This window comes from Bacillus sp. FJAT-29790, from assembly GCF_019039215.1.
In the GTDB taxonomy this organism is placed as follows: Bacteria; Bacillota; Bacilli; order Bacillales; family Cytobacillaceae; genus Cytobacillus.
Genome location: NZ_JAHNZZ010000005.1, coordinates 1 through 12,919 on the forward strand (window position 1 = coordinate 1; position 12,919 = coordinate 12,919).

Here is a 12,919-nt window from a genome sequence, read left to right on the forward strand (position 1 = left end):
GCCGCCAGCGTTCGTCCTGAGCCAGGATCAAACTCTCCAATAAAGAGTAAGATTAGCTCAAATTAAAAATTAAAACGTTGACGTTTCTGCTTTGTTTAGTTTTCAAAGAACTATTTTCGAGACAGGATTACATTATCTCATCTCACTTCACTAATGTCAAATACTTTTTTGAAATAACTTTTGCCGTATCAACGACAGAATTACATTTTATCAAATGTATTTTTATTTGTCAACCACCTAAGTTCTTCTTAAAACAGAGCCATACTCTATTTTGCCAGATTTACTCGGTGAGATTTACTATATTACTATTATATTTTAGAGAAGTCAACAACTACTAGGGAATAAAATAACGTTATTTTTAAACCCTCAACTTTCCATCTCAATTTCTAGCTTAACACCGTGGCACAGCTGTGCTGTTAATAGAGTCAAAGCAAATCGATATACATTAAACAAAAAAAGCCGATCATCTACACACAGTAGGTAATCGACTTCTTTTTTCTTTAACTGGATTTTTTCCAGTGGTTTCGAGACATATTGAATGTCTTCTATTCAGTCCTATAAATCAAGGTCTTCCGTCATATTATTAATAATTTCTCTCAATCGATCAGCTGTGTCAAAAATTTCATGATGTTTTTCTTTTTGAATGTTATCGGCATATTCTTTGACAACTTTTGAACGTTTATATAATAAATCAGAAATAGTAATTTTTGTGTTTAGATCTATGAGATCGGCTTCCAACAAACTGTTTAAGGCTGCAGTCATTCGATCCAACTCCCTGTTTCGAGAAGTGATATGCTTATTAAAATGCTCTCTTAGTTGATTCGACATCCCGACAGAACTCCAATTTATATTATTATGATTGCCTGCAAACCAAAAACGCCATGTGGTTTTACTCATACTTTCTTTCCATGATTTTGTTATTTGGTCATCCAACTGTTGTTTGTTTTTAACAGAAGAGTATTCTCCACTACCGGCATTTGCTACTTCTTTCAATTGGCGATCAGCTTCGTCATCAACATCAAAACCAATGATATTTATTTGGAGGTCAGTAATGGAAACTTTCGCATCTTTCGCTGCCTGTACGGGATCACCATCACATGTCTCAATCCCATCACTGATCACATAAATAAATGTCTTTGTTTGTTTATCACTTGCTTCCAGTAATTCTTTTTCAGCCTTTTGAATGGCTGACGCAAGTGGTGTCCAGCCGCTCGCATTAAATTTATTCATTGCATCAGTAAAGCCTTCTTTATGATACGATTTCAAAGGATAGACTGTTTCTATACTGCTGCATGATAAATTTTTATCTTTGTCTGCACCAGTTCCCTTGTGTCCGAATACAGATAGTGAAATGTTTACGTTGTCAGGGAGACTTTCGGAAAAGCTTTTCAAACTTGTTTTGGCCAGTTCCATTTTATTAACGCCGGAAACATTTGCTTTCATACTTCCACTTGCATCAAGTAATACTGCAACATTCACTTTACCAGGCCCTTTATTAAGCTCCTCCTCACTGACATCTTGTAGCAGTCTACCGTCTGGGAACTTGAGTTCATCGTATATGACTCCAAAATCCTTCATCGGCTGAATTGTATTGCTGTAATTCGTACGAAAATTTGTGACAAGTGATTGCGCCCATTTTTCAGCGCCCCATTCTTTTGTATCCAGCTTTTTTATACTTTGTATGTATTCATTAACTGCTTCTTCTGCTGCATTAGAATATTCATCATTATCAGCGAACTCTTTATCGTTTATATATTTTTGAAACAATTCGCCTGCTGGCTCTTTTTCTATTTCTTCTCCAATCAGGCTATATGTAGCTTTTTCTTTTTCTTCTTTACTTTTATCTGCGGTTGTTTCCTCAACTTTTTGTGATTTCTTTTTAATACTCGTCTTTTCATTTTGTTGGCAGCCAAACATCGCTAAACAGCATACAAATAGTAAAATTAAACGAAATTGCTTTAACAAAATTTTCAACTCCCATCCAAAAAGGGAAATATTCCCTTTATATAGCTAGTATATGTAATAATATGATGGGTAGAAAAGGGCCCTTTTACCTAAATGGTATTAATTTGGAAATGCCGAATTTTTTCTTATGGCTCATAGTAATTTGGGTTTATCTCTTTCAAATAGAACAAAAAAGAAGCCATGTTTTTTGAACATGGCTTCTTCTTCGTTAGCTATCCTTTGTTACTTCTAATAGATTCATTAGTTCGTCAGGATTAAACCCTTTTACCGCTTGACCCGCTACCACGGTTACGGGCACTCCCATAAATCCGAATTTTTCTACCTCTGGCTGATATTCTGGATTCTTTAACACGTCCCTGACCTCAAAAGGAATTCCTTCCTTAGTAAGCATTTCTTTGACCAGCGTGCATTCAGTACAGCCTTTAGTGGAATAAACAATTACTTGGTTGCTCATACGTTTTGCGCCTCCTTATAACTTTTCAATGATCTCTTCACTTCTTTTTAGCTTCATGTACTTTCAACAACTTACCTTTTATTGTTGTATTCTTCATTGCTTTCAGCACGATAGGACCTTTACCATTTAAGATTTCTACATAAGAAACGGCGTCCAAGATTGTGATGATGCCAATATCCTCTACTAAGATACCATCAATTTTAGCAATCGTTCCAACAAAATCTACTGCCCTAAGCTTCTTTTTCTTACCGCCATTAAAATACAACTTCATAATTTGTTTGTTTAGTTTTTCATTTTTTACTTTTTTAATTATTGGTTCAACATTCATTTTTGCTTCAAAGGCAGCTTTCTTATTTGAGACTTCCTCTTTTGAAGGTGTGGTCATGATCGGAATCTTAAAACCAATATATTCTTCAATTTCACTTAAAAATCGATCTTCGAATGAAGTAACAAACGTAATGGCTTTCCCCTTTTGACCCGCCCGTCCCGTTCTTCCCGTACGATGGACATAGCTTTCTTTCTCTAATGGAAGGTCATAGTTGATGACATGTGTAATATTCTCAATATCAATTCCTCTAGCTGCTACATCTGTCGCAATTAAATAGCGGAATTCTCCCCTTCGAAAATCATCCATCACATCAAGGCGATCCTCTTGTACCATGCCTCCATGAATTTTATCACAGCTGTAACCTAAATCAGTTAACTGATCACATACATTATCGACTCGGTCTTTTGTTCGACAAAAAATAATGCAGCTATCTGGATTTTCGACAATCGTTACATCTTGAAGCATCGAAAATTTATGATCTTCATCCACTTCAAAAAGAGAATGGTCAATTTTATCAGTCGTAAGTCCAGTCGCTTGAATCTCAATGTCGATAGGTGTTTTCATATAGTTAAGTGATAAGTTTTTGACTTCTTCAGGTATTGTAGCCGAAAATAACATCGTCACACGATTTCGAGGTAACTTTGTTATGATTGCTTCTACTTGTTCGATAAATCCCATGTTTAACATTTCATCCGCTTCATCAATAACAAGATAGCTAATCCGCTCTAAGGCAAGCGACCCTCTTTCAATATGATCCAGTACCCGACCCGGAGTTCCGACGACTACATGTGTCTTTTGCTTTAATTCTGTTTTTTGTATAGCAAAAGGTTGCCTTCCGTAAACGGCCGCTGCTTTAATTCGTTTAAATCTGCCTATGTTTGTGATATCCTCTTTCACCTGAACTGCAAGCTCTCTCGTTGGTGTCAAAATTAATGCCTGAGGTTTGTTTTCCTTCCAATCGATCAAATCACAAATAGGGATCCCAAATGAGGCTGTCTTCCCACTTCCTGTTTGCGATTTCACAACAAGATCAATCTTCTCTAACACAAGAGGAATGACCTTACTCTGTACCTCTGTTGGATTTTCATATTCTAAGCTTTTCAGCGCGTTTGTGATTTCATCACTTAATTGATAATCATTAAAGCTTCTTTTACCCATAACTAAGCCTCTTTTATTTTGGATTATTTACCTTATCATTTCTGTAAAGATTACACTACATTAAACAAGCTACCATTATACGCTAATTTCTTCTATTATAAGACGCTTCGTTAACATTATTCTTTAAATTCCTTTTTCCACTATGATTCCGCTAATAAATGTTCGAATTAATAAAAAGAGACTTACCCTTTGGGCAAGTCAAGTGCTTGGTATGCTAACTGATACTTTCCGCCCTCAGCAACTTCTGAATGGTACAAAGCCTTAAGAGCAAAGTTTTTCTCAAGATCGTGTTCAGCCATCAACTCTTTTAAGCGCTTTTGCAATTCTTTATTGTCATTGATCAGCTGTTTCATTTGCGATTTCATGTACTTCATGTATATTAAACTCCTTTAGATACCCAATCTATTCACCAAGTATAACATTAATTATATTATTTTCGATTCTGAATGGATGGATTCATTAAAAGCTCTAAAAAAGTAATCCTTTTTTTAACCTAAATAAACCAACAAGGTATATTAATTAAGTAATCTGGAGAAAATAATGGTAATTACAACTTACAAACTATGAAAAAAAAGGGGAATAGTTATGTATAAAGTAGAAAATTCAATGTATGAGATTGGGTTATTGCTTGATCATCATTTTGAAAAGGAAAAAGTTGAATCACTTGGTCATCGCGTTTATGAAATTAGCCTGTTGCTGCATGAATATAAAAGAACTATAGAATAATAGAAGAAGGAGCAGTCTAAGACTGCTCCTTCTTCATGACTACGGCACTGCCTTCAAGCACTATTTCGTCTTTTTGATTATAGGCATTGGTTTGTAAGGTCAGAATGTTTTTCCTAGGGCGTTTATCGATAATTTCTCCGACTATTTTTATCGTATCCCCGATTCGAACTGGTGCAGTGAACTTGCAATTTTGCGATAAATAAATGACGTTCTTTCCGGGTAAAATGGTGCCAATTAGAGCAGAAATAAAGCCAACTGTTAATATTCCGTGAGCAATTCTCCCCTTAAACATTGTACCCGCCGCGAAATCCTCATCTATATGGATAGGGTTTACATCTTCTGTAAGTGTAGCAAAATCGAGAATGTCTTGATTTGTCACTTTCCTCGTAAAAGTGGCCGTATCCCCAATTGCAATTTCTGCAAAAGGCCGATCCATTATATTTCTTGATCTTTCAATTAATTTTGAATGCTGGGATTTCATTCCTCCTAATCCCAACAGGTTCTTTCATTTCGGCTGAAGCTTCTCAAGTGTTTGAGTTGTTTGGCCTTCTATCACATCAACCCATTTACTTTGGGACTCTTTGATCTGCGACATAAACTTTTCAATCACTTCTTTTGATTCTGTTTGTATTTTATTTTGCTCTTCTACAGCCTTTTTCACTGATTCATACATTCTTTCATGCGATTGTTCAACCATCGTCAGCATTGCTTTGCTAGGAGTAGCAGATAATTGCTGAATTCGATTGATGATATCAGCCATTTTCTCATTCCAACTCTCAAGCAAGCTTGCAGCCTCTTCGTTATTGAGATACTTATTATTTTCTTTAAATGACTGAGTGACTTTATTTAACGAGGTTTTCATTTCTTCTTCCACTTGTTTAAGATTGGAAGTCAGTGTCGTAAACATCTCTTGTTGTTTTTTAATTGCTTCTACCGAAATTTTTCCGAACTCTTGTTGAGATTCATATATCTTCTGAACGCCATTTTCCCAATTTCCCCACATAGTATCAAGTAGCTTTTTCGACTGCTCCACCGAATTTGTAAACATCATTACGCCTCCTTTAATTTTTAGGGCTGCTTTCGCATATATTGTTATTTTAGCCTTCAAAGTTTGCCCGTTGATTTCCGCTACGGGCACTTGCTTTCCGCGGGGAGTGACGGGAGCCTCCTCGGCGTTACCGCCTGTGGGGTCTCCCGCTCACTCTATTCCCGCAGGAGTCAAGTGCCCTCCGCTCCAATCAACTCAGATTATTTAAAAGCAACAAACTTTACGAAAACAGCCATTTTTAAAAAAATAATTTATGTGGCTGCAGAATATTCTGCAGGATCACTTTTCGTCAGGATCGTCCTTACCCTTTGAAAACGGGGGCATAAACATGTTGGAATACAGATTGAAAAAGCTGTCCAACATTGTTTGATATTGTTCAAGTGAGCCGGCCCATAAATCTAAATATTGCTCGCCAGCATTTGTTAATGAATAGATTCGCTTTGCTGGGCCACCACTGGATGTATCCCATTCTGATTTGACGAGATCGTCCTTTTCCAACTGTCTAAGAACACGATAAACATTCCCCTGATCTATGGAAGAAAAGCCAAATTGGGTTAACTGTTGAATCAGTTTATACCCATGCAGACTAAATCCCCCCCGCAAACTTAATAATAAAAACGGAATCATAAAGTTTTTTGGAGAGCCCCCAATACTTTTTTCCATATTCTTTTTTTGTGTTTCATTTTTGTCTGTCATAATAAACATCACCTAAATACTTTTTTCTTATATGTGTAATTTACACCTATAAGAAAAATTTGTCAAACTCAAAAAAATTCACTCCTTCGACATTTACCATCTTTCGTCAGTTTTCGCACATGTTTTGTCGAAATTATTAGAAAGGTTTGAATTGTTTCCTGCTAAAATCATCGCTACACTGTTATATGAAAAGAATAATTAAAAGAGGGGGCTCGAACATTGTCTAATCAAAAAACATTTGACCCATTTTCCATTTGGCAAGATCACTATAAGAACGTTGAGAACTATTGGAGAGAAGCAATGGGAGAACAAATCAAAACAGAGGAATTTTCCGAGTGGATGGGAAAGGTTTTGGAAGGGAATTTGTTATTTAAGCAGATGACTGATAAGTCCTCTAAGCAGTACTTAGAACAAATGAACCTGCCTTCCCGTGAAGATTTGTCAAATTTGTCGTCTTTAATTGTGAACTTAGACACAAAGGTTGACGATTTAGAAGAAAAGTTGGAAGAAAACCTTGAAAATCAACAATCATCCTCAGCTGTTAAGAAAGAGATGGCTCTTTTGAAGAAAGAAGTAAAAGAGATTGGAAGTAAACTTGATGAAGCCCTTCAATTCTTGAAAGAAAATCAAAAGAGTAATAACAAAAGTAACAACACAAAGGAAAATAGTAATAAATAAATATATTAAAATATCCTAGGAGTGAGAGACATATGGCAAATTTACATGGCAAGATTGCAATCGTTACAGGCGGGGCGGTAGGAATAGGAGCTGCGATTTCAAAGGAATTAGCCCAAAATGGCGTAAAGGTCGTATTAAATTATAATAGCAGCAGTCAAGCAGCTGAGAAGCTTGTTTCTTCTATTAATGAAAACGGAGGAACAGCATTGGCTGTACAGGCAGATGTTTCCATTGCGGAAGAAGCTGCTAAATTAGTAAATGCAGCGATTGATACATATGGCCAGTTAGATATTTTAGTTAATAATGCTGGAATTACAAGAGACCGTTCATTTAAGAAGCTTTCAGAAGATGATTGGAGAAAAGTGATAGATGTCAATTTAAATAGCGTGTATAACACGGTATCACCAGCATTAAATTATATCTCACAATCCGACGCTGGAAGAATTATTAACATTTCATCGATCATTGGCCAAACAGGAGCATTCGGTCAAACGAACTATGCTGCTGCCAAAGCAGGGATGATTGGATTTACAAAGTCCCTCGCTCTTGAATTAGCAAGAACAAGTGTGACTGTAAATGCGATTTGTCCAGGATTTATTGAAACGAGCATGGTTACAGAAATCCCCGAAGACATTCGCCAACAAATCCAAGCAAAAGTTCCTAAGAAACGATTTGGCCATCCGGAAGAAATTGCAAAAGGCGTTCTCTACCTATGTAAAGATGGTGCCTACATTACTGGACAACAGTTGAATATTAACGGCGGGCTGTTTATGTAAATTACTGCTTTTCCAAGAAAGGTGTGAATGAAAAATGATCGCAGAAAAACAAATGGAAGAGATACTAGATAGCCTGCCGGATGAAACGAAACGCTCGTATCGCCGTTTCAAAAGGACAATGGAAGTGTTAACAACGGATCCGGAGCCTGAAGTTGGGTTAACACCCAAAGAAGTGATCTGGACGAAAAACAAATCAGTATTATATCGTTATATTTCAGATAAGCCGAAAAAATACAAAACGCCCCTGTTAATGGTATATGCCTTAATAAACAAGCCATATATCCTTGATATCACAAAAGGCTCGAGTCTTGTGGAATATCTTCTTGATCAAGGCTTTGATGTGTATATGCTCGATTGGGGCACACCTTGTTATGAAGACCGCCACATGAAACTTGATGATTATATTTTAGATTATATTCCGCGAGCAGTTAAAAAGGTTCTTCGCACATCAAAAGCAAGTGATGTATCTGTCCTAGGTTATTGTATGGGAGGAACGATGACATCGATCTTCGCTTCTCTCCATCCGGAACTGCCTATTAAAAACTTAATCTTTATGACTAGTCCTTTTGATTTTGAAAATACAGGTTTATATGGTTGTTTCCTAGATGACCGCTACTTTGATGTTGATAAAGTGGTTGAAACATTAGGGAATGTTCCGCCGGAAATGATCGATTTCGGCAATAAAATGTTAGATCCGCTTTCGAATTTCCACGGTCCCTATATTAGTTTATATGACCGTTCAGAAAATCCGAAGTTTGTCGAGAGCTGGAAACTCATGCAAAAATGGCTGGCGGATGGGATTCCATTCCCTGGAGAAGCCTATCGTCAATGGATACGTGAATTTTATCAGCAAAACAAGTTAATTAATGGGGAACTTGTCGTGCGCGGACGTAAAGTTGACTTAAGTGCGATTAATGCAAATGTCCTTAACATTTCCGGCGAACGCGATGTTATTGCAATGCCTCATCAAGTCGAGGCATTAATGGAAAAAATCTCTAGCGTGGATAAAAAATACGTATGTATGCCAACAGGTCATGTATCTGTTACATTTGGGCCAAAAGCAGTCAAACTAACTTTTCCTGCAATTGGTGACTGGTTAGCAGAACGATCAAAATAAAGCCTATTTACTTGTAAAAAACAAACCGCTCCATGAAAACTTGGAGCGGTTTTATGCTTATCTGTAAAAAATCAATAGATCCGCAAAAATTTTGTTTTATCCGTAAATCCAAATTTCACACTTATTTTCGGTATGAAATACTGTCCCTTATCGATTATCCACTTTCTCAGGATAAAGGTCATGATTCATTAAACGAAAATGGGCCATCTCTTCGTACTTGGTCCCAGGTTTCCCATAGTTGCACCATGGATCGATGGAAATACCCCCGCGTGGTGTGAATTTGCCCCAAACTTCTATATACCTAGGATCCAATAATTTAATTAAATCGTTCATGATGATATTGACGCAATCTTCATGGAAATCACCATGATTCCGAAAACTGAAAAGATATAGTTTTAGTGATTTGCTCTCGACAATTTTTTTATCCGGAACATAGGAGATGTACATCGTTGCAAAATCAGGCTGATGTGTCAGCGGGCATAAACTAGTAAACTCCGGACAATTAAATTTCACGAAATAATCACGATTCGAATGAAGATTATCTACCGCCTCTAATACCTCGGGTGCATAATCAAATGAATACTTTGTATGTTGATTACCTAATAATGTCAAATCCTTTAAACCTTCTTCATGGCTTCTGCCAGACATCGTAAAACCCCCTTGTAAAATATACCCCAACACTTTTTTCAAGAGAGCTTCCTCCGACCAATCTATGGCAAACTAAAAAGATCAAACAAAAAAGCCACGTCCGGTATGGACATGGCATATTGTCATGAATCCATAGTTTTTTATAGAGGGTATCAGCTATGAACCTCTCCCGTTCAAGTACGGGTATCTCTTCACCATATGATATAGAACACCTAGTAAAACGTCAAATAGAAATTTACGTAAGATTTTCTTATTATATTATTTGAATATATTTATTCGCAGCGTAGCAGCACAAATTTCTTTTCCCGAGATCAGTTTGAACCACAACCAACCATACGCGGAAACATTTGGACAGTTAAATCTATTTTAAAGTTCGTTTCAAGAATTCCCGCGTTCGTTCTTGGGTTGGATGATTGAAAATTTGCTCTGGACTTCCTTCTTCTGCAATAACGCCCTTGTCCATAAATACGACACGGTCAGAAACTTCCTTCGCGAATTCCATTTCATGCGTAACGATTAACATAGTAAGTCCTGTTTCAGCCAGTTCCTTCATTACTTTTAGAACTTCTCCTACCATTTCAGGGTCAAGAGCAGATGTTGGTTCATCAAACAACATGACATCTGGTTCCATCGAAAGGGCTCTAGCAATGGCTACACGCTGTTTTTGACCACCCGATAATTGCTTTGGCTTTGCGTTAACATATTGATCCATTCCAACGACTTTCAAATATTTCAACGCAGTTTTTTCAGCTTCTTCTTTGGAACGTTTTAACACTTTAACTTGACCAACAACACAATTATTTATCACATTGTGGTTATTAAATAAGTTAAATGACTGGAAAACCATCCCTAACTTTGTGCGGTAAGCGGGGATATCATGTTTATCATCTAGAATATTTTCTCCGTGATAGATAATTTGGCCGCCACTTGGTTTTTCTAACAGATTAATACAACGAAGAAGGGTGGATTTTCCGGATCCAGAGGAACCAATGATGCAAACAACTTCTCCTTTATTAACGGAAAAATCAATGTCTCTTAATACTTCATGAGTTCCAAAGGATTTGCTTAAATGTTGAATATCAATTACCTTTTCCAAATTTGCTCCTCCTTCCTTTATTGATTTGGATTGCCATTTGGCGGTGTTGGCGAATGGTGGCCAATCATACTATAATTATCCGGACCGTCTAATTTTCTTTCAAAATAACGGAGAATTAATGTAACAGAGAAAGTCATTACGAAGTATAAAATACATGCAATAAAGAACGGTTCAAAATATCTGAAGTTCATTCCCGCGACGGATTTAGTTTGAAAATATAACTCCGTTACACTAATGACATTCAGAACGGACGTATCTTTAATATTAATAATAAATTGATTGCCGGTTGCAGGTAAAATATTTCGGATTACTTGAGGCAATACAACATTAAACATCATTTGAATATGATTCATCCCGATCGCTTGAGCTGCTTCAAATTGCCCCTTTTCGATCGAAATCACGCCACCGCGAACAATTTCTGCCATGTAGGCTCCTGTATTTATGGAGACGATCAAGATTGCAGCGAATGTTCGGTCCATGTCTAAACCAAAAGCTAAAGCAGAACCATAATAGATAACCATCGCTTGCACAATCATTGGCGTTCCACGGAAAAACTCGATATACATCGTTAGAATGGCATTTACTGTTTTCAGAAATACTCGTTTCCCTCTTCGTTCAGGAACGGGAATCGTTCGAATAACCCCCGCTAATAAGCCAATGATTGCACCAATAATCGTTGCGATAATAGAGATAAGAAGTGTCATTCCCGCTCCGCGAAGAAACATTGGCCAGTTATTGACTAGGATTGAGATAATCCATTCTAAGCTCATACTTTCCCTCCTTTAATGAGAAAAGCACAAGCCGCCTATCTTCAGGGAGATGCAGATAGGAGATTCATAGTCTTCTTGGTAGACGAAGTTGATCCCCGTTTGCCCTTAAAGAGAAAGACTGCTTGTGCTTAGTTATTTCGGCAACAAAAACCGGCTGCGAAAACAGCCGGTCCGACTTAATCATTATTCTGCAGCTGGTTGAGTTTTAATTGCGTTATCCATAATCGTCTGACGTTCTTCTTCAGAAATAGAAGCTAATGTTTTATTGATTTGCTCTGTTAGTTCACTGCCTTTTTTAAGTCCGACTGCAACAGCCGTATCTTCTTCATCTGCAACAAATCCATCTTTAAATTCAATCATGACAAATTTATCATTGGAGGCAGATGTACTAATCCCTTCCGGACGCTCTGACACATAACCATCGATCACACCCGATTCCAGGGCAACACGCATTGCAGCGAAGTTATCCATTGCTGGCTGTTGAATAACGCCTTCAATTTGGTCGATTACCATATAGTGAGATGTGTTTAATTGACCGGTTATTTTCGCACCCTTAAAGTCTTGGATTGAAGTAGCATTTTCATAAGCCCCACCCTTTTTGACAACCATGACAAATTGGGATGTGTAGTAGTTTTCTGAGAAATCGATCGTCTTCTTCCGCTCTTCTGTCGGTGACATTCCTGCGATGATTGCATCAATTTTGCCTGATACTAAGGCTGGTACAAGGCCATCCCATTCCGTTTTCACAATGACTAATTCTTTCCCTAAGTCTGCTGCAATTCTTTTGGCAATTTCAACATCATAACCACCCGCGTATTCGGCATTGCCATCAAGCTTAACTGCACCGTTGGAATCATCTAATTGAGTCCAGTTGAATGGTGCATAACCGGCTTCCAAACCGATCTTAAATGTTTCTTTCTTTTCAGATGTTCCCGGCGTCGCTGAACTTCCGGATTCCTTCGTTCCGCATCCTGCTAACAGCAAAATGACCGAAAGGAACATCGTTATGAATATAGATGTTTTTTTCCTCATCATTTTCCTCTCCTTTTATATAAGTTTATGTTTTTGAAAACTCAAAAAGGACAACCTGTACAAAAAAAACCTGAGATGAACTCAGGTCGCAATATGTAAAGTTGCCCTAAATCCTCTTCTTTACCAAAATGAGATAGTACTCCTCAATAAACTGGTACGTTTATTGAGACAGTCCTGCAGCTCTTAACTACAGACCCAGCAAGTAATACAGAGAAATATTACAAACTTCGGCAGCATTTCCTTCTCCTTAAAATCATCGATTCTCAAACTCCTCTAAGGACTAATAAATACCGCGCCTCTACCTCACTAGTAAAAAGTGAGGCCTTTTATTCGATTATCATATATTTTACAAGAATGTACTCTATCTGTCAATGAGCCTATATGTATTACTACCTATATATATATTCCATTGAATTCCGTAATACAT

15 protein-coding genes and 2 riboswitches are annotated in these 12,919 nt (G+C 37.3%); of the genes, 4 read left to right on the plus strand and 11 right to left on the minus strand.

Annotation, left to right across the window (positions count from 1 at the left end; all coding sequences use genetic code 11):
• Nucleotides 1-555 precede the first annotated feature (555 nt).
• From BGM26_RS20045 to BGM26_RS20060, 4 genes are all read right to left on the minus strand, one after another.
• On the minus strand, nucleotides 556-1,965 hold the full coding sequence (locus tag BGM26_RS20045; protein ID WP_217042061.1) for a vWA domain-containing protein: 1,410 nt from the start codon (nucleotides 1,963-1,965) through the stop codon (nucleotides 556-558).
• Nucleotides 1,966-2,173: 208 nt separating this feature from the next.
• Entirely contained in the window at nucleotides 2,174-2,419 is a 246-nt protein-coding gene (locus BGM26_RS20050) for a glutaredoxin family protein (RefSeq protein ID WP_217042062.1), read from the minus strand.
• Between the two features lie 37 nt (nucleotides 2,420-2,456).
• Nucleotides 2,457-3,905, minus strand: coding sequence for a DEAD/DEAH box helicase (locus BGM26_RS20055; RefSeq protein ID WP_217042063.1), 1,449 nt, complete (start codon nucleotides 3,903-3,905; stop codon nucleotides 2,457-2,459).
• A 182-nt stretch (nucleotides 3,906-4,087) separates the two neighbouring features.
• A complete protein-coding gene (locus tag BGM26_RS20060) occupies nucleotides 4,088-4,279 on the minus strand; it encodes a hypothetical protein (protein ID WP_217042064.1) in 192 nt (63 codons plus the stop codon).
• A 211-nt stretch (nucleotides 4,280-4,490) separates the two neighbouring features.
• Here BGM26_RS20060 and BGM26_RS20065 point away from each other — a divergent pair, with 211 nt between their 5' ends.
• Nucleotides 4,491-4,631 carry a hypothetical protein gene (locus BGM26_RS20065; protein ID WP_217042065.1) on the plus strand — a complete coding sequence of 47 codons (141 nt, stop codon included), beginning with the start codon at nucleotides 4,491-4,493 and terminating at the stop codon, nucleotides 4,629-4,631.
• Between the two features lie 16 nt (nucleotides 4,632-4,647).
• On the opposite strand, the gene BGM26_RS20070 is transcribed toward BGM26_RS20065, so the two are convergent.
• The 3 genes from BGM26_RS20070 to phaQ all read right to left on the minus strand — a co-directional run bounded on the left by BGM26_RS20070 (nucleotide 4,648) and on the right by phaQ (nucleotide 6,375).
• Entirely contained in the window at nucleotides 4,648-5,067 is a 420-nt protein-coding gene (locus BGM26_RS20070; RefSeq protein ID WP_483297830.1) for a MaoC family dehydratase, read from the minus strand.
• Between the two features lie 69 nt (nucleotides 5,068-5,136).
• Nucleotides 5,137-5,679, minus strand: coding sequence for a hypothetical protein (locus tag BGM26_RS20075; protein WP_217042067.1), 543 nt, complete (start codon nucleotides 5,677-5,679; stop codon nucleotides 5,137-5,139).
• Nucleotides 5,680-5,958: 279 nt separating this feature from the next.
• Nucleotides 5,959-6,375 carry a poly-beta-hydroxybutyrate-responsive repressor gene (gene phaQ / locus BGM26_RS20080; protein WP_254119818.1) on the minus strand — a complete coding sequence of 139 codons (417 nt, stop codon included), beginning with the start codon at nucleotides 6,373-6,375 and terminating at the stop codon, nucleotides 5,959-5,961.
• A 219-nt stretch (nucleotides 6,376-6,594) separates the two neighbouring features.
• Here phaQ and BGM26_RS20085 point away from each other — a divergent pair, with 219 nt between their 5' ends.
• The 3 genes from BGM26_RS20085 to phaC are packed head-to-tail and all read left to right on the plus strand — an operon-like array spanning nucleotide 6,595 to nucleotide 8,946.
• Complete coding sequence (locus BGM26_RS20085; protein ID WP_217042069.1) at nucleotides 6,595-7,053, plus strand: DUF4349 domain-containing protein; 459 nt, start codon at nucleotides 6,595-6,597, stop codon at nucleotides 7,051-7,053.
• Between the two features lie 32 nt (nucleotides 7,054-7,085).
• Nucleotides 7,086-7,829 (plus strand): 3-oxoacyl-ACP reductase, encoded by a 744-nt coding sequence (locus tag BGM26_RS20090; protein WP_217042070.1) that lies wholly within the window; start codon nucleotides 7,086-7,088, stop codon nucleotides 7,827-7,829.
• Nucleotides 7,830-7,863: 34 nt separating this feature from the next.
• The gene (phaC, locus tag BGM26_RS20095) at nucleotides 7,864-8,946 is read left to right on the plus strand and encodes a class III poly(R)-hydroxyalkanoic acid synthase subunit PhaC (protein WP_217042071.1); all 1,083 of its coding nucleotides are present in this window, start codon (nucleotides 7,864-7,866) and stop codon (nucleotides 8,944-8,946) included.
• A 147-nt stretch (nucleotides 8,947-9,093) separates the two neighbouring features.
• On the opposite strand, the gene queF is transcribed toward phaC, so the two are convergent.
• The 4 genes from queF to BGM26_RS20115 form a co-directional block, all read right to left on the minus strand.
• Nucleotides 9,094-9,594 carry a preQ(1) synthase gene (gene queF / locus BGM26_RS20100; RefSeq protein WP_217042072.1) on the minus strand — a complete coding sequence of 167 codons (501 nt, stop codon included), beginning with the start codon at nucleotides 9,592-9,594 and terminating at the stop codon, nucleotides 9,094-9,096.
• Between the two features lie 126 nt (nucleotides 9,595-9,720).
• Nucleotides 9,721-9,767, minus strand: a riboswitch (PreQ1 riboswitch).
• A 188-nt stretch (nucleotides 9,768-9,955) separates the two neighbouring features.
• Nucleotides 9,956-10,690, minus strand: a complete 735-nt coding sequence (locus BGM26_RS20105) for an amino acid ABC transporter ATP-binding protein (RefSeq protein ID WP_217042073.1) — start codon at nucleotides 10,688-10,690, stop codon at nucleotides 9,956-9,958.
• 17 nt (nucleotides 10,691-10,707) lie between these two features.
• Nucleotides 10,708-11,460 (minus strand): amino acid ABC transporter permease, encoded by a 753-nt coding sequence (locus BGM26_RS20110; protein WP_217042074.1) that lies wholly within the window; start codon nucleotides 11,458-11,460, stop codon nucleotides 10,708-10,710.
• A gap of 183 nt (nucleotides 11,461-11,643) precedes the next feature.
• The gene (locus BGM26_RS20115; RefSeq protein ID WP_217042075.1) at nucleotides 11,644-12,492 is read right to left on the minus strand and encodes a transporter substrate-binding domain-containing protein; all 849 of its coding nucleotides are present in this window, start codon (nucleotides 12,490-12,492) and stop codon (nucleotides 11,644-11,646) included.
• Nucleotides 12,493-12,618: 126 nt separating this feature from the next.
• A riboswitch (Lysine riboswitch) is annotated at nucleotides 12,619-12,801 on the minus strand.
• Nucleotides 12,802-12,919 lie beyond the last annotated feature (118 nt).